The following is a 20,311-nucleotide window of genomic DNA, read 5'->3' as shown; positions in this document are numbered from 1 at the left end:
GTATCCATAAGGTGTCAGCATGGACCTCGACACCGTCCGGACCTTCGTCGCCGCCGCCGACGCGGGGCAGTTCCAGGAGGCCGCCGCCGAGCTGGCGGTCACCCAGCAGGCCGTCTCCAAACGCATCGCCGCGTTGGAGCGCAACCTCGGCGTGCGGCTCTTCACTCGCACCCCGCGCGGCGCCGAGCTCACCATCGACGGACAGGCGTTCCTGCCCCACGCACGCGAGCTGTTGCGCGTCGCCGAGCGCGCGGTCGCGTCCGTGCGCACCGGCCGCCGCCCGCTGCGCGTCGACATCATCGCCTCGCGCGGCGCGGCGTCGGGCCTGATGCGCGGCTTCCACCGCGCGCACCCCGAGATCGATCTCGACGTGCTGATGCTGTTCGACATCGAGACGGCCGTCGCCGCCATCCGCTCCGGCACGATCGACGCGTCCTTCCGCGCCGTCGCCGTGCCCGGTCGGCCCCTCCCCGAGGACATCGAGTCCGTCCGGGTGCTCGATGAGACGCTCCAGCTCCTCACCGGCCCCGCACACGCGCTCGCGGGCGCCCGGTCGGTGCCCCTCGCGCAGCTCGCCGGACACCGGATCTGGATGCCCGGCCTCGCCCCCGGTACCGAGTGGGGCGCCTACTACGACGACCTCGTCGCCGAGTTCGGCCTCACCATCGAGGCGACCGGCCCCAACTTCGGCTCCGACGCGCTCCTCGACACCGTCGCCGACACCCCTGCCCTGGCCACCTTCATGGGCGAGCAGACCCGCCTCGTCTGGCCCGCCGGCCACGGCCTGCGCCGCATCCCGGTGACCGACCCGACGCCGGTCTACCCGCACTCGCTCCTCTGGCACCGCGACAACCCCCACCCAGCGCTGGCCACCCTCCGCGCCCACCTCGCCGCCACAGCGGCCGGCCACGACGCCGCCGGGACCTGGGTGCCGAGCTGGGTGTTTACGCGCTGAACGCCGCCGCGTCCACGATCATCGTGGCCGGTCGACTGACCGTGACTCGAGGCCGGCGTGGCTATTAGAGTTGGAGGCATGGAGATCGTTTCCCTCGCCTATGGCCGCCACCCGCATGTCTCTCGGTTGGTCGAACTTCTGCAGGCGGAATACGTCGAGATCTACGGGGCACCGGACAACAGCCCCACCGAGCCAGGGCAGTTCTCGCCGCCCCGCGGGGCGTTCGCAGTGGGGTACGAGAACCAAGAGCCCGTCGCTATGGGCGGTTGGCGGTTTCGTGGTGAGGGGCGCGCGGAACTCAAGCGTATGTACGTCATCGATGAACAGCGCGGCAGAGGACAGTCCCGTGCCATCCTGGCGTGGTTGGAGGACTCAGCCGCCGCCGCAGGAGCGTCGTCGATGGTTCTGGAGACGAACCAACGGCATCCTGCGGCAATCGGTCTGTACCGTTCCTGCGGCTATACCGATGTTCCTGCCTTTGGCTACTACGCCGACGACCCACTCACCGTCTACCTCGGTCGACCGCTGCAACCTCGACCAGCCTGACCAGGCAAACTCTGGTCACAGTCTCCCGGGCGGCTCCGGCCAGAACGAGACCAACTCCTTGGGCAACGAGTGACGTTACTACTGGGATCAGGCACAGATTTCGTGAGGACGATCAAAGGGGCTCAGCCTCGGTGACACTGCGTCACCTGAGCCCTGGTCGACGTTCAGGAAGGTTATCGGAGCGGTCCTTGTTCGTTGATGAACACCGTGGGCGTGGACAGGAACACACCGGCGTTCACGGAACCGTAGGCGATGTTGAACGTGTCCAGCCAGTACGGCCGGCCCCGGATCCCCAGTGCGCTACTGAAGCGGTAGTTGAGTTGCCGGCGCACCCACTGGCCAGGGATGAGCCGGACACTTGGGGATCGCCGCTGCCGAGGCGGCAGGGCAAACAAGGGCTGCACACGTGGAAGTACGCGAAGCCGGCCATCTGACTCACGGAGCTGGACATCGACTTGCTCAGGTCCTCCCGGCTGTCATACAGCTCGGAGCGGTCACGCTCATGCATGCGAATCACATGCGCGAAGGAGGCCGCATCATGTGGGAGAGCGAAGCCGACCGGGGCAGCGTTCCTGCGCGAGGCACCCTCTCCTCCCCGGGACTCCTTCGTCCAGGATGTCCGTATCCACTGGACGGTGATCTCCATGGCCTACCCCCGTCCAATGACTCAGGCCGCGAAGTGACGAGCGCCGAACACTCTGAAGGGACGGCGCGGGGACGCTCCTTCAGCCGTGACCGACCGGCGCGGGTACCAGTAGCTCGGCGGTTCATCAACAGCTCGAAGTAAGGCGAAGGTTACAGGCGCAGTGAAGTCCGCTTCGGGCAGACCGAGTTCGTGCGTCAGGTGCGGGAGGCGACCGTCGCCATGGCGCGTTCGATGGCGACGGCGTAAGAGCCTCTCGCGCCGGAGGCAAGCCAGGAGTGCTGTGCGGCCACGAGACACCCGAACGCCGCAGCGGTCACGCGCGGTGGCGGATCGTCGGCGTCGTAGGGCGTGCCGGCCGCCTCGGCGCGTTCGAGCAGCACGGCGACGACGGCGTCCTGCATGCGCTGCAGCTTCTGGAGGTAACCGGCGTGCAGCACAGGAGTCTCCAAGACCACTCGATGGATCGGCTCCACCAGTTCCTCATGGCCTGGCATCTCCGCCAGGGATACCAGCACGTCGAACACGCGGTGCAGTGACGTCCAAACCGCCTCGTCGGCCGGGCGGGCGCGCAGGGCGGCAAGCATGTCGTCCACGACGAAGTCGAACTTGCCGAGGACGATCTCTTCCCGCCCACCGCCAGGCCGCGCATCCGCCCACGACCAAAGTGGCGAGCTCTTCGGCAGATTCATCAGCCGAAGAAGACTCTCGCGCGTGCCCCGCCACCGGATCCCGTTGATGAGCTTGCCCGCCGGGTCCTGCCCTCGCCGGTGAGGACCGACCTTGACCGCGACCAGGCGGTCGACCGTCGGGTCATGAGCCTTCCAGACCTACCCGAACCCGAACGCCCCGATCCGCTCAACGAGCCGGTAGCGCCCGTCCAGCACGGTCCCTGCCCGCACCACTCCCCCTCCGGAGCCCACCCCCACGCACGGTGTCTACCAGGCGTTTACCCGTCACGCCGTGGTCGGCCCGGATCTGCACGTTCCCGCCGATGGCCTGTCCACCATCTCCCGCCGACCCCCCGCCCGCGACGGGGTGTGCATCGTGCAGCGCACGCAGTTCCTGGGCCGCCTGTTCCCGTCGTGACCCTCCAGGCTCTTCAGTGCTTGCTCGAAGTGCGCCTGCCACTCGGCCCGCTGTCCGGTCCTGACCTGGTCAACATCGCCGTCACCAGCGACCGCGAGCGCGTCCGCGCTGTGGTCCAGCCGAGCCGGCGCTATACGCTCCCGCTCCTCGTCCTGACGGCCGAACCACCGAGCCACTGCCTGCTGGAGCCCTGCCAGGTGTTGGCTCCCGCAGCCTGCGCCACCGCGGTACCTCCCGCCGCGGCGAGTGCTATCAACGCCTCGACCGGCATCGTCATCCCCTCGTCCGCCTTGTTTCCTACGCCGCGACCGTAACGCCGCATCCTGTCCGTCCACAGCGTCGTCACCAAGGACACCTCCCACAACGGCCGTTGGTTCCACCGGCTCCGCGCCCGAACCCACCGTGACAGCACCGCATCCCCGCAGCCCCCGCGGGCGAACGGGCGCGGCTCGTATCGGACCATCCGTAAGAACTGCCCCCCTGCACGCAATAGAGTTGCCGTGATCACTACAAGGGGGGCCTCATGCAGATCCGGCGTGTCCGGCGTACGGCGATCACCACCGCGATACTCGCAGCCTGTCTGCTGTCGTGTTCCGCGGGCACGGACGACACCTCCGGGAACGCCGGGACACGGGACACCTCCCGTTCCTTGTCCGCCCCGGCACCGACGGACGCCGCAGCACAGGAGACTGCCGCCGACAACCCAACCCCCGCGGCGTCCCCGGGGCCGGAACTGGTCCGCGACGCCTTCGCCGGCCTCCAGGCCACACTCAACGACAGCTGCACACCGGGCTCGGGAGATTGCGCGTACTTCCTGGGCAGGGTCCACGAAGAGCTGATGGGCATCGATGCGGCCATGAAGGCGGACCCCAAGGGCCCGGGCCACTTCCCTGAGCCACTCGCGTGGATGGCCGACCTCCGCACGACGCTCGACGGCGACACCTCCACGGAGAACCTGGAGACCCACCGCACAGAGCTGATCGGCGTCCGCGACCGGATCAACGTCTGGATGCAGGGCCACCGCGACGACTACCTGTGAGCGCGTAATCAATCTCAGCGGAATTTCAGGTACCGCACCAGTCTCGTGCCCGATATCGGCCATAGGTCACACCATCTCCGCACACCTCAACCACGGCCCGTGACGCAGGAGTTCTGATCCCGCACATACGAAACGCCCGCGCCGCACAGCACCGTGCGGCGCGGGCGACCGTCCGTCTCGGCGCCGACGCCGCGCGCGAACGCCTGGCCGCCGCGTAGCACCCGGCCTCCAGCGCCGGCGGGCTCCTCGCCGTGACCGCCGGTGAGGGGCGCGCGGACACCCACGCCCAGCGTGACCTGCCCGATCGGGACGTCCAGCGTGGTCGCATCGTCCCGGTACACCCGCATCGTTTGCCTGGGCTGCGGCTACGAACGCGCCCGCGAGGGGGGCCTCCGGCACCTACCGGGACCCACCTTCCCGGACCGAACCGAAAATCCCCGGACACACGACTCGCGCGGTACTCGGTACTGGAGATAACCCCAGCGACAGTCGGGAATAGTTGCTGCTTCTGCTGCAGCTGATTCCATTCAGCAGCGCCCCATCGGGCAACAGGCTGACAGCGAGTATGTTCGATGCAAAGCGAACCGCCTTTCGTGAGGCTGTCTACCACTCGCCATAAATGTTCACGCTTTCCCCGTTTAGCGCCATCAGCAACGAGCGCGCGAAGGATTTACCCATTAACTTCGTAAACTCTTACGGGTGACGTTTACTGATGTCCCTGGCCACGCCTGCGGCTGAGATGCCATAAAGGAACGGAGGGAAAGTTTCCCTCCTTTCCCCCACCTCCCTCATTCCACAGAAAAAGGAGATCTCATGCACAAGCAGCGCACAAAGTCCAGGATGATTGCGATCTTGGCGGCACTTGTGGTCGCCGGGTCCTCAGCCACGCTGGCCACCTCTACCGCGGCGGCTACCGATACCACGGCGGCCGGCGCCAGCGTACGGGCCCCGCTCCCGACTCCGGTACAGGCCACGGTCCGTAACAACGGCATTGGCGGCGCCTACCTCTGGAAGCTGAACCCGCGCCCGGAGCACTGGGGCAAGGTCTTCAACACGGAACGCATCGCCCTGGAGTGCTCCAAGACCTCCCATCATGTCCTGTACTACAGGCTCACTGGTCAATTCCTGGTGTACCCCAAGGAGGGAGCGCAGCGACTGTTCGTCCGAGCCGATAACGTCGGGTTTGCGACAACACAGGAGCGAAACAGGATCAACGCCGCGGAGTGCTAAGGGCTGTCACGTAAGCCCTGCAGGATAGCGCGGAGTCAGAGGAAGCGTTATAAGTCGGCGGGATATCCGAATACGGAATGTATTTGAATATTCGGCCAGCAAGGTGCTGTAGCTTTCGTCGCGCGCCGGCGGGGATTGTTGACGCATGAAGGTCCGATCGTGCTTGCGGCGGCGCCCCGAGCGCGACGGATCCAAGCGCGAATGCGACGCCTTGTGGGGCACCGAGCCGACACAGCCCGCGCACGCCTCAACTCCACGGCATAACCAGCCGCTGGACAAACGATCACGAGCGCAACACGTGTACCCAAACACGACGTCAGCCCCCGGCCCGCCGGGGGCTGACGCGTGAAACGGGGTTGCGCTGACCGCAGATCCCATCCTCTACATCACCCCCGAGGCAGCGGCCCGGGCCACAGAGTAGGGCGCACGCTCACCGCAGGCGCAACCCGGAGCCTTCAACGTGGAGCCCACTCTGCCGAGCCCGTACCACCTGCTCTGGAGGCACAGACGGGGCAGGGCTCACGGGCGGTCATACGCAGCGCTCTGCGGGCATACGGCCGGGTACTTGGCCATGGGTCCGGTGACAAGCTTTTCCAGCTCCGGCGGCGGGGCGCACCCTGCACTGTCGAAACGACACGACATGCCGACGCTTTCAGGGCCTCCCCGAAACCGTGCCTGACCAGCAGAAAGCCAGCGATCAAGTGCGGTAAGACAACAGCTTCGGAACCAAGCCCTGACCTAACCGCTCAGGCAGTCACGGGCAGACGTGCGGAATGCGGCCACTAGCCGACTGCTGTCCGCGGCCCGGGTTGCCACGACGACGTGGCCCGGTTCGACGCCGTGCAGCGGGATCGTGGTGAGGTCGGGGCGGATGCCGGCCGCGCGCAGGGCGGCCGGAATAATGGCCACGGCCTGCCCGGCGGCTATGTATTCGAGCTTGTCCTCGATGGTCTCGACAGGGGGTCCGTCGGGCGCGGGGCGGCCTCCGAGCCGCGGGTCGATGCGCCAGTACGCGTCAAACTCCCGATCCGGGAAGCGGGGGATCGGCTCATCGGCGATGTCATCGAGGATGACCGACTCCTTGCCCGCCAGCCGGTGCCCGACCGAGACGAGCAACATCTTCGGCTCGTCGTAGAGGATCGTCACGTGCAGGTCGTCGGTTTGCAGCGGCAGCCGGGTGATCGCCGCGTCGACACGCCGGTCGAGCAGCGCCTCGCGCGGCTCGTTCCACTCCAGGTGCAGCGTGCGCACGTCGGCGTCGGCGTGCTTCTGCCGCAAGTTCTGGACCGCCGGGGTGACGATCAGGCCGGCTGTGTAGCCGACGGTGATCCGGGTGGGCTGCGCGGCGGCCCGGGCGGCGGCCGCGGCCTGCTCGGACAAGCGCAACAGATCGAGTGCGCGGGGAAGGAATACCTCTCCCGCTTCGGTGAGCCGAGTGCCTTGCCGCGTGCGGTCGAGAAGCCGCGCACCCACCTGGGCCTCGAGCTGGCCGATCTGCCGGCTCAGCGATGGCTGCGCGATGTGCAGCTCGGCCGCGGCGCGGCCGTAGTGCAGGTGTGACGCGACGGTGGTGAAGTAGCGCACAAGCCGAAGGGGGAGATCCGTCATACCTGAATCGTATTACGTGTTCCGGAACAGGCCTTTGATCACCGAGGGTGTACGTCCCTACCGTGAGATCCATGCCTACAAACAACGAGATCGCGGTCCGGCGCTTCTACGAGGCTCTCGCCACCGGTGACACAGCTCTGGTCGATGAGGCCCTCGCCACCGACTGGGAGGCCGTCCCGCCCCTGCGGACCGGGAGCGGCCCGGAGGGATGGAAGGCGAGCATCGCTCACCTTCGCGGTGTCTTCAGCGAGCTGACCTTCGAGATCGAGGACGTCGTCATGAACGGGGACATGATCGCGGTGCGGGCGGTCAACCGCGCCAAGCACACCGGGGAGCTGCTAGGCGTCGAGGGTACCGGCCGCGAGGTCGAGTTCCGGGCGGCGGACTTCCACCGGGTGGTCGACGGCCGGATCGTGCGGACCTGGCATCTGGAGGACTACTTCGGGATCGCGCACCAGATCGGATTGGAGTTCACCCGTGGCGCTTGAGGGAAAGACCGCGGTGGTGACCGGGGCGGCGCGGGGCATCGGGTACGCGTACTGCCGGCGGCTCGCCGCGGAGGGCGCGAACGTGGTCGCTGTCGACATCGACGACCCGGCGGACGCTGTGGAGGAGCTGAAGGGCGGCGGTGACAAGCTGGGCCTGGTGTGCGACATCAGCGAGCCGTCGCAGGTTGACGCCGTGGTCGGCACGGTCCTCGACCGGTACGGGCGCTGCGACATCCTCGTCAACAACGCCGGCATCTTCCCGTTCACCGATCTCGACCACGTGACGATCGAACTGTGGCGCAAGGTGCAGGCGGTCAACGTCGAGGCGATCCTGCTCTTCGCCCGGGCGTTCGCGCCGGGGATGCGGGCCGCCGGGTGGGGGCGCGTCGTCAACACCGGCTCGGGCATCACCGTGACGCAGAACCGCGACCTCGCGTACATGACCAGCAAGGGCACCGTGCACGCGCTGACCCGGGCGCTCGCCAACGAGCTCGGCGAGAGCGGCATCACGGTCAACGCGATCACACCCGGCCTGGTGGCGACCGAGGGCTTCCTGGGCCGCGTCCGGACGAACGGCCCGACCGCCGACGAGGTGTTCGCGCGGATGACGGCCATGCAGACCATCAAGCGCCAGTCGGTCCCGGCGGACCTCGGCAACGCCCTCGCCTTCCTGGTCTCGAACGACGCCGACTTCATGACCGGCCAGATCCTGCACGTCGGCGGCGGCGTGACGCGCACGGGGGCCTGACCGTGCTCGAAGCGATCGCCGACCGTTTCAACACATCCCCGCGCTCGCCTGTGCCGCGCTCCCCTGCCGAGCACGGGTTGGACTTCGAAGACATCACGTTCCCCCTCCGAGGACGGCACTCCGCTCGAAGGCTGGTTCGTGCCGGCCCCGGGTTCCGACCGGATCGTGATCGTCAGTCATCCGCGGTTCTTCAGCCGCTCGGGGCTGCCGTCCCATCTGGAGACTTGGCGGTCGATCAACGGCGAGACCGGCAATGACATCGAGGTCGACCTGGTCCCGTCCCGGACATCGCGATCCTGCACACCGCCGGGGACCACGTCCTCGCATACGACCTGCGCGACTTCGGCCTCAGCGGCACCGCCAACGGCGGCGTGCCCACCGGCGGCAGGTTCGTATCCCGCAACGTCGTGGGTTCCCTGCGGTACGCGCGGTCGCGTCATGACCTGCGCGGGGCGAGGCCTGCGCGGGGCGAGGATCGCGCTGTTCAGCCGCTGCCTGGGCTCCAGCGCCACGCGCTTCGCGATGCAACAGGCTCTGCGGGAGTTCGCGGACGTCCGCTGCCTGGTCGCGTGCCAGCCGGGGGTGCCGCGCGCGCTCCTGGAGCGAACCCTCAAGCGGCGCGGCACCCCGGCCAAGCGGACGGACGAGCTGGATCGGCTGATCAGGCTCCGCACCAGCTTCAGCCTCGATGAGATGGTCCCGGGAGATGTCCCCGGTCGCGGACGGCGCGGCCGGCAGCGTCCGGGTGTCCGGGTACCGATGCTCGTTTACCAGGTCCACGACGACCTCATGACAAAACCGTCCGACGTCCAGTCCGTTTTCGAGGCCATCCCCTCGGACGGGCCGAAAGAACCGTTCTGGATCCGCGGCGCTACTCCCCGCTGGGACGGATACCTACGGGCCGGGCGCTCAACTGACCGTTGGTGCCCCGGTTCTCGGTCGTCCTGGCACCGATCTGGCCCTGGCTGGCACCTACCGCAGATTTAGACGCATGGGCCGACGGACGTCGCAGCGGTACCGCTTCCTGGCGATTGACGAGGACGATCACGTGGCGCCACGTGTTAGGAACGTGCAGGTCAGAGACGTATGTACAGCCGTATGGCACCACCATTTCACCCGAGGCTGAGCCAGTCCTCCGCTCAGTCCCAAGTCCCCCGCTCAGTCGCCGAACGTGGTCCGGTTGGTCAAGGTCATGTCGATGACGACCTTGCCGAGGGCGTGGCCGTTCTCCACGAGGGCCAGGGCTTCGGCTGCCTGCGAGAAGGGGTAGGACTTGACGATATGGGGGTCGAGGCGTCCTCGTACCATGAGTGCGGCCGCGCGTTCCAGGTCGGCCCGGTCCGCGCGGCGGCGCACCATCTCGCCGCCGAGCTCGGACACCGTCGGGTCGGCGACGGACACCACCTTCTTGGGGTCGCCGGCCAACGGTGCCACGGTGCGCAGGGATTGACCGCCAACGAGGTCCACCAGGCCGTCGACACCGACCGGTGCGAGGTCGCGCACCTGAGGGACGACGTCGCCGTCGGTGTAGTCGACGAACGTCACGCCGACAGCTTCGGCGAGCGTCCGCTTTACCGTGCTGCCCGTACCGATGACGTTCAGGCCACGATCGCGTGCGACCTGCGCGGTCGCGAGACCGACACCTCCTCCGACACCGTTGATCAGCACCGTCGCGCCACTGGGCAGGCCGAGCTGGTCCACCGCGTCGAGGGCGGACGTGGCCGCCACGGGGATGGTGGCCGCCCACTCGTCGCGGAGCCCCTCGGGCTTGCGCGCGGTATTGGCGCCGAGCAGGAGCGTGGTCCTCGCGTACGTTCCGGCTCCGGTGAGCGCCGAGCCGAATACGGTGTCGCCCACCTCCAGTCCCTCGACGTCCGCTCCCACCGCCAGCACTACACCGGCCGCTTCCGCTCCCAGTACGTGAGGGAAGGGACGTCCGGCGAAGAATGCCGGTGCCCTACCGGATCGCAGCTTGTAATCGGAGGGGTTGACACTGGCTGCCGCGACCCGCACCAGGACCTCCGCCGGATTGGGAACCGGATCGGGCCGATCGAAGAACTCCTGGACCTGCGGGCCGCCGAACGCGCGGAACCCGAACGCTTCACTCATTGTCATCTCCTGGAATACGTCACACTGGTGCCGATGCTTCGCGGCGTCGGCACCCTGCCGATGACTCCGGACGCTAAGACTTGACACCAATGTCAAGTGCAAGTTCCGCATACCGAAGCTCTCGGCTCTCCCTGCCTGATCTGTTGGATGAGATGAGGTCGACGGGCCGGATCGCGTGGCACAAGGCGGCGGACGGCGAGTCGACGGCCCCGTACCATCCGCCCGGCATTGAAAGGCAGAAGTACGTCAAGCCCCAGGACGTGAGAGCACAGGGTCAGCGTGCGGGCGGGCCGGCGCAGTCGTAGCCGGGGTGGGCTGCGGCGATCACTTCGTCCAGGCGATCGCGCACAATGAGCAGGTCGGAGATCTGCTGCTCTACGCGCCGACGTTCGGTTGCCAGGAGCTGCAGCGTTTCCAGGGTCGCCTCGCCGGACTCCACAGAGGGCAACAGCTCACGGATGGCCCGGCTCGAGAGCCCCGCGCCGTAGAACAGCTGGATGAGCCGGACCCGCTCCACAGCACTTCTCTCGTACTCGCGGTGCCCCGCCGCCGTCCGAGTCGAGGTGAGCAACTGCTGCTGCTCGTAGTAGCGAAGCACCCGGGTGCTGACTCCCGCTTCCGCGGCCACGTCACCGATTCGCATGGCCCCTCCCTCCTGCACAGATCACACGTTCCCCACTGTGACACAGCTGCTGCCGCCGCCCGCGTCCGGTGAGATGACGGAGCCTGTCATCTCCCGGAAGACCGTACATCGGCACGTCAGGGCGGCTCGCTCCGAGCAGTCGCACGAGCGGGAGCACCAGGAAGCGGGCCTTGAGGTTGGCACATCCCACATGTGCTGGTCAGTAACAACACCTGGCTGCGTCGGCTCCAGCCGATGAGGGGATGTAGACAGCTACAGCATGTGTCGAAAGCGGACCTTGATGGTGTCAGGATCAGGATCTTGGTCCGTGGTCCGTGGTCCGTGGAGATCTGACGGACGAGCAGTGGTCGGTGTTGGAGCAGAACTGCAAGGCCCGGCACACGACCAGACCGGACCTGCCCTCCAGCCTGGCCGAAACACAGGCCCTGCTCGCCCGGTACACCGGGACCAGGGACGATGCCGAGGGGTACGGCCGCGAGCTGATCGGCCTGTACAACGTCCTGGAGAACTACAACCAGCTCTCCCCGATCAAGTGACGTCCACCCCGGGCTTCCATAATGGGCACATGTGGAAATGGTCGTTGACATCCGTGGGCGTGAACCTGCTGCTGGGAATCCCGGGTGTCGTACCGGTATGGCTGATCTGGTACTTGGCAACGAACTGGCCGCTCGCGGCCGTCGGCTGGACGCAACGGAACCCGACGGAGAACGACGGCATGCTGCCATGGTTTCTGGTCGGGGGGCCTGTAGTGGTCGGGTTCACTCTGCTCTGGTGGCTTGCCAACCGCCCCGTACGGCGCCGGATTCCGCTGGAATCCCCGCTGTACTGGCCGGTCAGCGCCCTGGTGACCTTGGTGCCGACGTTCGCGCTCGTGATCGTTCTATGAGAAGGAACTGACCACATGCAGATCGGGACAACGAGGCGGGCATGGGTGAAAACCACTGCGGTGATCTGTGCTGTGCGCGAACGGTGGGCTCTTCCCGGCACAGGAACTGGTGTTGCGTGACATCCTTGCCGACTGCGAGGGCCCCTTGCGCGTTGGGGAGGTGACGACAGCACGGTGGACGAGTCGCTCTTCACGGTCGTAGAGCACGTCCGTGAACTTGTCAGCCCGACGTGATCCGTGCAGGCTCGGCCGGGGGCCGTCCCTCTGCCGCGATGAGTTCCGGCCGGGCCGCAAGTCTGTTCTGGTGACCGTCGTAGAACGTCGTACGACGCAGCCCGGCACGAGACACCACGGAGGACACCATGACGACCACGCCCGACGACCCGACCACCGCGCTGCCCGGCCGCCCGCCCATCGTCGACCTGGCCACCTGGCAGGCCGTCCGTGACGAGCTGCTGGTCCGCGAGAAAGCCCACACCCGCGAGGGCGACGCCCTCGCCGCGGTCCGCCGCCGGCTGCCGATGGTGGAGCTCGACGGGACGGTCGAGGTCGTCGGACCCGACGGCCCGGTCCCGTTCCTGGACCTGTTCCAGGGCCGCGACGAGCTCGTGGTCTACAAGCACATGTGGTACGACGGCGCGCCGCACCAGGGGCAGTGCGAAGGGTGCACCACCACGGCCTGGCACCTGAAGGACGCCGTCTACCTCAACGCCCGCGGCGTCTCGTTCGCCGTCCTGACCACGGGCCGGTGGGACGAGGTGGCCTCCTACGTCGAGTTCATGGGGTATGCCCAGCCCTGGTACTCGGTGCGCGACGTGGACGCGCCGGTCGGCGGCAGCATGGGGTACATCACCTGCTTCCTGCGCGACGGCGACCGCGTGTTCCTCACCTACTCCACGACGGGCCGTGGCAACGAGCGGATCAACGGGCCCCTCGGCCTGCTCGACATGACGCCCTACGGCCGCGGTGAGGCGTGGGAGGACAACCCCGAGGGCCGGCCCGAGGGGCGCAGCTCGTGCTGGTCCTGGCGCTCGGACGCGGACGGGAACGCCACCTGGGGCCCGACCAGCCGCCCCGTGCCACAGTGGACCCGCCCCGGCGCGACCCCCGTGGAGACCCTCGGCCGGCACGGCCACCACCACTGACGCGCCTCGTCGACGGCGTCGGCGTCAGTGTCGGCAAAGGTGTTAGGTGCCGGGCGGAACCTCCGGGCGATGCGCGGGTCCGCCCACGCGCTCGGTCGGCGGGCGGTTCGCCCAGAAGGTGAAGGACTCCTGGTAGGAGAGAGAGGCTGTCCAGGCTTGCCGGTCCTACCAGGAGTAGGAGTGCGGGGCACGTATCGTCCAGGTGCACGTATCGTCCACGTGCCAGTAGTCGTCACGCCCTGCTCATGGCCGGGGCGGTGATCGTCCCTCGCGGCGGCGCTTCTCCCCCGGTTGGGTGATGACCGACGGGCAGTGGGCGCTGCTGGCGCCGCTGCTCCCGGCGGCGGGGAGCACCGGCGGGCGCGGGGGCAGGCCCGAGAAGTGGCACCGTCGCGGGCGTGGCCCAGTGCCGACCGCGGCCGTGATCGACTCCTGGACCGTCCACCCCGCCACCAACGTCCCGACCACCGGCGGCGGGTACGACGGCGGCCTCGTACAGAAGTGCTGCGTCACATATCCGCCCACCCCTCAGAGCTGGAACAACGCGGTCCCGGTGTGACCTGGACCTGACGTTTGATGTCGGCCACGCGGCCCGCCACAGCGTGGAGGCGGCCGTCGATGTGGTCGATGCCGCACAGCGCTTCCGGGGTGGGGAAGGCGTGCAGTTGCTGTCCGGCGACGTCGATGGCCTGACCGTGGTCGCGGGCGAGGCGGGCTTTGATGGCGGCGGCCCGGGTCATGCGGACGCGGTTGCCGATGACGGTCCAGGCGGCTGCCTCGTAGGGGGAGTAGAAGCCGACGGGCCGCAGGTCCGGGTAGTCGGCCTGGAGGCCGGCGACCACGGGGTCGGCGTCGGCCAGGGCGGGAAAGCCGGTGCCCTCGACGTCCAGGGAGAGGATGCGGGCGATCTGGGCGCGCGTCGCCTTGTGGGTGGGGGTGCCTGCGGTGGTCGGGACGGCCTTGCCGTCACGGTGGACGGTGAACTCTGCCGACACGGTCGCGGGCGGGGTGTCCGCCGCCTCTTTCCGGCTGACCATGCAGCCGATGACGCTGCGGCCGTCGTCGGCGGGAAAGGCCACGCGCAGCACGCCGTCGGTCGCGTGGTCGTAGGAGGCGGGCGTGAAGCCCTCCAGGAACCGGATGGACGATGCCAGGGAGAACGGGCCCTTGGGGATGAAAGAGGCGGCGGACACGGTCAGGCTCCGTGGACGGTCAGGACGTAGCCCTCGGGGCCGACGAAGGAGAACACCGGGCCGAACGGGCTGTCGCCGATGGGGGTGAGGATCTCGATTCCGCCTGCGGTGAGCCTGTCGTGCAGTGCCTGGACGTCGGGAGTGGAGAACCACAGGGCGACGCCGAGACCGGGGCGGCCGGCATCCAGGTCGGTGCCGGGCAGCGGCTCCCGCACCGCGAGCGGACAGGGCTTGGTGTCGAACACGATCGCGCCGGGCGGGCCGGCCGAGGTACGGACGAGGCCGAGGTGCTCCTCACAGAACTTGCCGGCGGCCTCCACGTCACGGACCTGAAGGGCCACGAAGTCGGGGCCGTTGATACTGACGGACATGGGTCGTCCTCCTCGCTTCAATGTCAGGACTTTGACATAGTTGACGCTAAGACACCCCCGCGCATATGTCAAAATATTGACATGGAGAAAGGATGCCCATGGAGCCACCGCACCCGGCCAACGACGTGCTCGATCACGTGGGATACCGGCTCAAACGCGCCCACGCCGCCCTGCGCGGCGCTATGGACAAAGCCCTGCGGGAGCACGGCCTGACCGTGCCGCAGTACGCGAGCCTCGAAGTTCTTGCCGCACGGCCCGGTATGTCCAACTCCGACCTCGCCCGCGCCACCTTCGTCACCCGCCAGTCCATGAACGTCGTCATGCGCGGCCTGGAGGACGCTGGACTCATCGACCGTCCCGGCACCGTCGAGACCGGCCGCGCCCGCCCCGCCACCCTCACCGCCGAAGGCCAACGCCTGCTCCAGGCCGCACAGGAATCCGTCTACGCCATCGAAGCCCGCATGACCCGCGCCATCCCCGGCCATCGCCTGGCCGCCCTCCTGGAGGACTTCGACCGCATAGCGCAAGCCCTCGACGACTGACACGCGACGGCTCAGGCATTGCCGTCCTCGTCATCGTCAAGCTCTTGGGCATCCGGATCGCGCAGGGGCCGCAACCCCTCGCGAGGGACGGACACGGTGAAGCGATAGCGGCCGAGCACGTTGAGGTTGCGGTGCTTGAGCGGGGGCAGCCCGCCGATGTCCTCGTCCCGGATCTCGCGCCCTTACGCGCGGAGTTGGGCGACGGCGGCGTCGATGTACCGTGTCGATGTACCGCGTCGTCCAGAGAACGACGCCGTCCAGCACCAGACCGAGCGCGCCGAGCCGGTCCTCCGTCCCGTCCCGGTACGCCTGGTGGATGGTGCCGCGCTTGCCGTTGCACACGTCCCGGGCGAGCTTGTGCCGGGACTCCTACACGGTGAGCTGCCGGTTCATCTGCCTTCGGCAGGTGTTGTCGGCCGGATCCATAACACGCAGCCGGTGCAGGGCCTTGCCGATCCGGCCGTACTCGGCGAACGCCTGCCCCAGCGGGGCCAGACGTTCCTTGCGGCCGAACATCCGCAGCAGGCCATACGCGCGGACCTGCCGGGCCAACTGGCCGGACAACCGCCGCCAAGCCGCAGCACCGTTATTTCTCGTGAACACCCACTCACCGCGACGCCGAGCATCAACTGTCGGCGCACGCACTACCCGGCGGAGGGCGGCTCATTCTTCACGGACGAAATGCGCGCAGTCCGGACAGTCATCGAGATATCGATGCCGACACTCAGTGGTGTGCTGCAGGAAGGTAATGGCCTGTTGCCTGCGGACGATCTCACCTTCGAGTGCGGCTATCTTCGCCCTCACGACCGCCTGTGCTGCCCGCTTCTTCGGCGCCATGGCAGCAATGACTTCGGGCAACGAGAGCCCGACGCGCCGCAGCTTCAGCACGGTGCGCGCCTGCTCCAGAGCGTTGTCGTCGTAGACGCGGTAGCCGTTGCCATCACGGCGCACGCTGAGTGCCCCCACATCTTCCCAGTGCCGCAGCACGTGAGCTTCGATGCCGAGTTCCGCGGCTGCTTCTCCGATCGTCTGCATCACACGCGCCTTGCCTTCATGTCGACCTGAACCCTTAGCGTCTCGATCATGCCTGACACCAATCGCTCCACCGGCACCCATCACAGTGCATCAATCCTGGTCACCGGCGCGGCCGGCAACCTCGGCCGTGAGGTCGTCGACCGCCTCCAGGCACACGGCGCGCGCGTGCGATGCCTCGTGCGCCGTCAAACCGGCCCCCGCTCCGCGGTCGAGTCGGTGGTCGGCGACCTCACAGACCCCACGGTCGTCCGCGCTGCGCTCGTGGGCATCGACGCGGTCTTTCTCATTTGGCCACTGCTCGATTCCGCCCCTGCCCACAAAGTGGTCGCAGAACTCATCGCAGCGGCGCCTCGTGTCGTCTACGTGTCCTCAACAGCCATAGACGACGAGGCCGCCCACCAGAGCGATCCCATCGTTCAAGTGCACGCCGACATGGAAACCCTGCTCCGCGATGCCGGGCTGCGACCCGTGGTGCTGCGCAGCGACACACTGGCCTCCAACGCTCGTGGATGGGCGGCACAGTTGCGGGCGGGCGACGTGGTCGCAGGCTCGGACGTCGCGCGCACAGCCGTCGTCGACGAACGCGATGTCGCCGATGCGGCGGTGGCTGTGTTGCTCGCACCGCACCATGACCAACTGGGTCTCAACCCATATGTGCTGACCGGACCCGAGGTGCTCAGTCGCGCCGACCAAGTCGCTCGACTCGGTGCCGCACTCCAGCGCCGTCTGAGCTTCCAACCGCTCCCCGCTGATCTCGCTCGATCACGAATGCGCGCAGACGGTCGTCCCGAGCGACTGGTAGAGGCGCTGCTCGCTGCCTCGGTGCGCCGACCGGAGTCAACCCGCACCACCGACCATGTCGAGCGCCTTACTGGCCGACCGGCCGGCACCTTCGCGAGGTGGGCCGTCGACCACGCGGCTGAGTTCAGCTGACGGGAGAGACGCGGTACGCCCGCCAGACCCTTGCGGGCGTACTCGTACTCGTTGACGGATCCACGGCGACGCTCCCCTCTCTGCCTCTGGATGAATGAGCCGATGTTCGCATTGGTCGTAGGCGATCAGCAATCGTTTGATCTTGGCGCCGGTGTTCCAGTTGTGCCAGATGCCGGCTGGAGGGCGTTGGCCGGTGCGGGCGAAGACTCCGGCAGCGGTTCTGCCGACGTGTTGTTCGAGGCTGAGCCCGCCTTCGAGAGTGTCGATGACGGCCTCGATCCACTGGCGGACACCGGCGATCTTCCCGTGCCGGACCGGCTCGTCCTTGCGGTCCGGCCGGACCAGGTGAGCTCCCAGCCGGTCGGCGACGAAGGTCTCGTGCGCGGGCCGAGCGAGCACCCACCGTACGAGCGGGAACCGGACCCGGCCGGTGCCGGCGGTCGTCCGGCCCGGTTACGAGTTGCTCAGGACGGGGCGGTCGGTCTGCGAGGCGGCGGGACGGCCCGAAGCAGCTCCCACAAGGGGCGTGAGCCGGACGCCCATACTCCGAGGGTGTGGCGGTCGACCACATACAGCCGCTGCTGCTTGGCGAAGGTCACGGCGGGCGCGGTCACCCGGCCGTTCGTCACGATCACCGCGACGTCGGCGCCGTGGACCTGGCGGGCGGTGCCGTTGAGGACCTGAAGGTCCGGCGTGCCCACCGCGGAGCCGGCCAGACCGTTGCGGCGGTGTTTGCACTGGATCACCCAGCGCCGCCCGTAAGGGTCGGTGGCCTTCACATCGGCGCCCAGATCCCCGCCGCCCCCGACACGGACCGCGTCCCGGCAGCCGTCACGGCGCAACAGGTCCCGCACCGCGACCTCGAACCGGGAGTGGTGCAGCGCGTCCATCTGAGACAGCCCGTACCGCAGGCCCTGCGCGCGGACCGCTTCCCACCGCGCTCTCTGCTGCTTCTGGTAGAGCCGGCCGCCGCCGACCAGCATGACGAGCGTGCCGATGACGATCAGAACCCACCAATGGGCCAGCAGCCAGTTGACGCCGGCCACCATCACAGCGACGGCCAGGGCCGCGGCCACGAGGAGACCGACCAGCCGGTCGTCCGCGCGCTGCCGTCGGCTGCCCGGCCTCCGGGTACGCCGTCGCGCCGACGGGCGTCTGGTCGTCGCCGCCCGTCCTTTGCGCACGCGGGGGCTCATCGGCCGGCCTGCGTGACGCCGCTCGCAAGCTGTCCCGGGATGTTCAGGATTCTCCGGCCTGCCTGGGTGGGTGCGATCAGGACGCCCAGCGCCGGGACGATGACGACGGTCATCTTCTCGTCGAGGCGGCTGCGGGCCTCCGTACGCCGCCGCAGCCGCCGGACGACGATGACTACGAGCAGCACCGCCACGTTGATGGTCAGCAACTGTCCAGACCTCCCCCAACGACCGGCCATCCCACAAGGGGACGGCAGCGCGCCACTCCAGCCTTCTTGTGTAGCGGTGCCGACGTGACGTTGGAGGCAGGTTGCCGACGAATGGCACAAAGCAATCGGACCTGGCCGAAATACCGCGCGGCGAGTCAGTCGTGGACGTGCACGGTGACGTACGGGTCCCCCGGCGCGCCGCCATGCCTCCCGCTTCCCGGAACCACCGAGCTCTCGGCTCCGGATCCGGATCCACTGTCCGTCTCTGATGCCCGCGGGATTACGAACCTTGTAGGTGCGCTGCTCGCGGATGACCCGGCCTTCTCCCATACACGTGGCGCGGACCCCGCCGCTTTCTCGTCTTCTCTGGTGGCGCAGGCTGGGCAGGCTTTGTGGAAGGTGAAGCGCAGGGGATGATCGCGCCGTCTGCGGCTTCCGCATGGCTGACGACTACCTCGCCGGCGATGTGGGCACCACGGCTGAGCGGAGTGTCCCCGCAGTGCCGGTCGTTGACTACTCGTCGCCACACTCGGTCCGATTTTGAGCCGGCAGGCCGCACGCCGCGTTGCTGGTTTGTCAGGTTCGCTGCTTTGGCTAGCGTCGACCCATGTTGCATACGAGATTCACCGAAATGTTCGGTACCACTTACCCGGTGATGGCGGCCCCCATGAGCTTGCACAGCGGCGGAACACTCGCCGCCGCGGTTTCCGCCGCCGGCGGGCTCGGCTCCTTCGGGGGTTCGCATCCCTGGAAAGGGCCTGATTGGATCCGCGCGGAGATCGCGACCATCCGCGCCACGACGGAACGACCCTTCGGGGTCGGCTTCGTCACACCGTTCCTCCCCTTCAGCGAGCCGCTTTTCGACGCCGCGCTGGAGGAGCGACCAGAGATCATCGCGCTGTCGTTCGCCAACCCCCAGCCGTGGCTTGCTCGCGCCAAGGACGCGGGAGCCCGGGTGATGTGCCAGGTCCAGAACTACGATGACGCGGAGACGGCCGTCGCCGCGGGTACCGATGTCCTCGTGGCGCAGGGTACCGAGGCCGGTGGCCACACCGGGACATTGGGCCTGCTGCCGTTCCTGGCCGGGATCGTGAGGCGTTATCCCGATGTTGCCGTACTGGCCGCAGGGGGCATTGGTGACGGTCGAACACTCGCGGCGGTCCTCACCGCCGGTGCGGACGGCGTCTGGCTGGGCACGGCATTTCTCGCCACGCCCGAGGCGGTCGAGGTACACGATGTCCACAAGCGTCTGATCATCGAGAGTGATGGCAGCGACACCGTATGGACGCGGACCTACGACATCGTGTCGGGGCTGCCCTGGCCGGCGGCCATCGGCGCACGCGTCCGCCGTAATCGGTTCACCGAGGAGTGGTCAGGGCGTGAGGCAACGCTGCGGGACCGCAAGGAGGAGTTCGCGCCCGTGAAAGACATCAACCCCTTCGAGGCCACACCCGACCCCGACACGAGCGAGATCATCTATGGTCAGTCGGCGTTCTTCGTCGATGCCGTCCGCCCCGCCGCGGACCTGGTCCGGACGATCTGTGACGAGGCCGAGGCAATCCTGGCCTCGCGGCCTCGATCCCTGCTGCGCTGACTGAGAGTGTGTACGGCGAGGCTGGTCCGACGGGCGGCCTCGCCCGATGCGTGGGGTCACCCCGAGCGGCGGATGGTCCCTTTCATGGAACGCCATCACGGCGTCACTGGAC

General features: G+C 68.0%; 24 protein-coding genes and 3 pseudogenes. 14 read left to right on the top strand and 13 right to left on the bottom strand.

Features of this window, described 5'->3' with window-relative positions; all coding sequences use genetic code 11:
• Positions 1–19: 19 nt before the first annotated feature.
• Both ACIRQP_RS35595 and ACIRQP_RS35590 read left to right on the top strand, forming a co-directional pair.
• Complete coding sequence (locus ACIRQP_RS35595; protein WP_403897975.1) at positions 20–955, top strand: LysR family transcriptional regulator; 936 nt, start codon at positions 20–22, stop codon at positions 953–955.
• A 78-nt stretch (positions 956–1,033) separates the two neighbouring features.
• Positions 1,034–1,501 (top strand): GNAT family N-acetyltransferase, encoded by a 468-nt coding sequence (locus ACIRQP_RS35590; RefSeq protein ID WP_403897972.1) that lies wholly within the window; start codon positions 1,034–1,036, stop codon positions 1,499–1,501.
• Positions 1,502–1,674: 173 nt separating this feature from the next.
• Here ACIRQP_RS35590 and ACIRQP_RS35585 read toward each other — a convergent pair.
• Together ACIRQP_RS35585 and ACIRQP_RS35580 are read right to left on the bottom strand one after the other, a co-directional pair.
• A pseudogene (locus tag ACIRQP_RS35585) lies at positions 1,675–2,147 on the bottom strand (hypothetical protein).
• Positions 2,148–2,341: 194 nt separating this feature from the next.
• Complete coding sequence (locus tag ACIRQP_RS35580; RefSeq protein ID WP_403897969.1) at positions 2,342–2,836, bottom strand: hypothetical protein; 495 nt, start codon at positions 2,834–2,836, stop codon at positions 2,342–2,344.
• A gap of 417 nt (positions 2,837–3,253) precedes the next feature.
• Between ACIRQP_RS35580 and ACIRQP_RS35575 the strand changes: the two genes are divergently transcribed.
• Positions 3,254–3,547 (top strand): hypothetical protein, encoded by a 294-nt coding sequence (locus ACIRQP_RS35575; RefSeq protein WP_403897966.1) that lies wholly within the window; start codon positions 3,254–3,256, stop codon positions 3,545–3,547.
• Between the two features lie 209 nt (positions 3,548–3,756).
• Positions 3,757–4,272 carry a hypothetical protein gene (locus ACIRQP_RS35570; RefSeq protein ID WP_403897963.1) on the top strand — a complete coding sequence of 172 codons (516 nt, stop codon included), beginning with the start codon at positions 3,757–3,759 and terminating at the stop codon, positions 4,270–4,272.
• An 86-nt stretch (positions 4,273–4,358) separates the two neighbouring features.
• Here the strand turns inward: ACIRQP_RS35570 and ACIRQP_RS35565 are convergent, their stop codons facing one another.
• Complete coding sequence (locus ACIRQP_RS35565; RefSeq protein ID WP_403897961.1) at positions 4,359–4,613, bottom strand: hypothetical protein; 255 nt, start codon at positions 4,611–4,613, stop codon at positions 4,359–4,361.
• Between the two features lie 472 nt (positions 4,614–5,085).
• Between ACIRQP_RS35565 and ACIRQP_RS35560 the strand changes: the two genes are divergently transcribed.
• A complete protein-coding gene (locus ACIRQP_RS35560; protein WP_403897958.1) occupies positions 5,086–5,502 on the top strand; it encodes a hypothetical protein in 417 nt (138 codons plus the stop codon).
• A gap of 738 nt (positions 5,503–6,240) precedes the next feature.
• On the opposite strand, the gene ACIRQP_RS35555 is transcribed toward ACIRQP_RS35560, so the two are convergent.
• Positions 6,241–7,110 carry a LysR family transcriptional regulator gene (locus tag ACIRQP_RS35555; protein WP_403897956.1) on the bottom strand — a complete coding sequence of 290 codons (870 nt, stop codon included), beginning with the start codon at positions 7,108–7,110 and terminating at the stop codon, positions 6,241–6,243.
• Positions 7,111–7,181: 71 nt separating this feature from the next.
• On the opposite strand from ACIRQP_RS35555, the gene ACIRQP_RS35550 reads away from it, so the two are divergent.
• Together ACIRQP_RS35550 and ACIRQP_RS35545 are read left to right on the top strand one after the other, a co-directional pair.
• A complete protein-coding gene (locus tag ACIRQP_RS35550; protein ID WP_403897953.1) occupies positions 7,182–7,598 on the top strand; it encodes an ester cyclase in 417 nt (138 codons plus the stop codon).
• Positions 7,588–8,346 carry an SDR family NAD(P)-dependent oxidoreductase gene (locus ACIRQP_RS35545; RefSeq protein ID WP_403897950.1) on the top strand — a complete coding sequence of 253 codons (759 nt, stop codon included), beginning with the start codon at positions 7,588–7,590 and terminating at the stop codon, positions 8,344–8,346. Before ACIRQP_RS35550 ends, ACIRQP_RS35545 begins: the two co-directional genes overlap by 11 nt.
• Positions 8,347–9,504: 1,158 nt before the next feature.
• On the opposite strand, the gene ACIRQP_RS35540 is transcribed toward ACIRQP_RS35545, so the two are convergent.
• Complete coding sequence (locus ACIRQP_RS35540) at positions 9,505–10,455, bottom strand: NADP-dependent oxidoreductase (protein WP_403897948.1); 951 nt, start codon at positions 10,453–10,455, stop codon at positions 9,505–9,507.
• A 274-nt stretch (positions 10,456–10,729) separates the two neighbouring features.
• Positions 10,730–11,098, bottom strand: coding sequence for a MerR family transcriptional regulator (locus ACIRQP_RS35535; RefSeq protein ID WP_403897945.1), 369 nt, complete (start codon positions 11,096–11,098; stop codon positions 10,730–10,732).
• Between the two features lie 314 nt (positions 11,099–11,412).
• On the opposite strand from ACIRQP_RS35535, the gene ACIRQP_RS35530 reads away from it, so the two are divergent.
• The 4 genes from ACIRQP_RS35530 (at position 11,413) to ACIRQP_RS35515 (ending at position 13,688) form a co-directional block, all read left to right on the top strand.
• Positions 11,413–11,634, top strand: coding sequence for a hypothetical protein (locus ACIRQP_RS35530; protein ID WP_403897943.1), 222 nt, complete (start codon positions 11,413–11,415; stop codon positions 11,632–11,634).
• 29 nt (positions 11,635–11,663) lie between these two features.
• Positions 11,664–11,984: a hypothetical protein gene (locus ACIRQP_RS35525; RefSeq protein WP_403897941.1), complete on the top strand. Its 321-nt coding sequence runs from the start codon at positions 11,664–11,666 to the stop codon at positions 11,982–11,984.
• 362 nt (positions 11,985–12,346) lie between these two features.
• A complete protein-coding gene (locus ACIRQP_RS35520) occupies positions 12,347–13,129 on the top strand; it encodes a DUF899 family protein (protein WP_403897939.1) in 783 nt (260 codons plus the stop codon).
• 298 nt (positions 13,130–13,427) lie between these two features.
• Complete coding sequence (locus ACIRQP_RS35515) at positions 13,428–13,688, top strand: hypothetical protein (RefSeq protein WP_403897936.1); 261 nt, start codon at positions 13,428–13,430, stop codon at positions 13,686–13,688.
• On the opposite strand, the gene ACIRQP_RS35510 is transcribed toward ACIRQP_RS35515, so the two are convergent.
• A complete protein-coding gene (locus ACIRQP_RS35510; RefSeq protein ID WP_403897934.1) occupies positions 13,639–14,322 on the bottom strand; it encodes a hypothetical protein in 684 nt (227 codons plus the stop codon). The genes ACIRQP_RS35515 and ACIRQP_RS35510 overlap by 50 nt on opposite strands.
• A 2-nt stretch (positions 14,323–14,324) precedes the next feature.
• Entirely contained in the window at positions 14,325–14,693 is a 369-nt protein-coding gene (locus tag ACIRQP_RS35505; RefSeq protein ID WP_403897931.1) for a VOC family protein, read from the bottom strand.
• A gap of 98 nt (positions 14,694–14,791) precedes the next feature.
• Between ACIRQP_RS35505 and ACIRQP_RS35500 the strand changes: the two genes are divergently transcribed.
• Positions 14,792–15,235 (top strand): MarR family winged helix-turn-helix transcriptional regulator, encoded by a 444-nt coding sequence (locus ACIRQP_RS35500; RefSeq protein WP_403898010.1) that lies wholly within the window; start codon positions 14,792–14,794, stop codon positions 15,233–15,235.
• 11 nt (positions 15,236–15,246) lie between these two features.
• Here the strand turns inward: ACIRQP_RS35500 and ACIRQP_RS35495 are convergent.
• Together ACIRQP_RS35495 and ACIRQP_RS35490 are read right to left on the bottom strand one after the other, a co-directional pair.
• Positions 15,247–15,787: pseudogene (locus ACIRQP_RS35495) on the bottom strand (Tn3 family transposase); the annotation flags it as partial.
• A gap of 111 nt (positions 15,788–15,898) precedes the next feature.
• Complete coding sequence (locus ACIRQP_RS35490) at positions 15,899–16,270, bottom strand: MerR family transcriptional regulator (RefSeq protein WP_403897929.1); 372 nt, start codon at positions 16,268–16,270, stop codon at positions 15,899–15,901.
• A gap of 48 nt (positions 16,271–16,318) precedes the next feature.
• On the opposite strand from ACIRQP_RS35490, the gene ACIRQP_RS35485 reads away from it, so the two are divergent.
• A complete protein-coding gene (locus tag ACIRQP_RS35485; protein ID WP_403897927.1) occupies positions 16,319–17,203 on the top strand; it encodes an NAD(P)H-binding protein in 885 nt (294 codons plus the stop codon).
• Between the two features lie 114 nt (positions 17,204–17,317).
• Here the strand turns inward: ACIRQP_RS35485 and ACIRQP_RS35480 are convergent.
• The 3 genes and pseudogenes from ACIRQP_RS35480 to ACIRQP_RS35470 all read right to left on the bottom strand — a co-directional run.
• Positions 17,318–17,581 (bottom strand): annotated as a pseudogene (locus ACIRQP_RS35480) (IS982 family transposase); the annotation flags it as partial.
• Between the two features lie 86 nt (positions 17,582–17,667).
• Positions 17,668–18,399 carry a restriction endonuclease gene (locus ACIRQP_RS35475; RefSeq protein WP_403897924.1) on the bottom strand — a complete coding sequence of 244 codons (732 nt, stop codon included), beginning with the start codon at positions 18,397–18,399 and terminating at the stop codon, positions 17,668–17,670.
• Positions 18,396–18,605: a hypothetical protein gene (locus ACIRQP_RS35470; protein ID WP_403897922.1), complete on the bottom strand. Its 210-nt coding sequence runs from the start codon at positions 18,603–18,605 to the stop codon at positions 18,396–18,398. The genes ACIRQP_RS35475 and ACIRQP_RS35470 overlap by 4 nt, the downstream gene beginning before the upstream one ends.
• A 607-nt stretch (positions 18,606–19,212) precedes the next feature.
• Here ACIRQP_RS35470 and ACIRQP_RS35465 point away from each other — a divergent pair.
• Complete coding sequence (locus ACIRQP_RS35465) at positions 19,213–20,199, top strand: NAD(P)H-dependent flavin oxidoreductase (protein WP_403897920.1); 987 nt, start codon at positions 19,213–19,215, stop codon at positions 20,197–20,199.
• Positions 20,200–20,311: the final 112 nt, after the last annotated feature.

The sequence above is a fragment of the Streptomyces sp. NPDC102274 genome, assembly GCF_044766385.1.
Lineage (GTDB): Bacteria > Actinomycetota > Actinomycetes > Streptomycetales > Streptomycetaceae > Streptomyces.
This window is presented reverse-complemented; position numbering and strand designations above follow the sequence as displayed.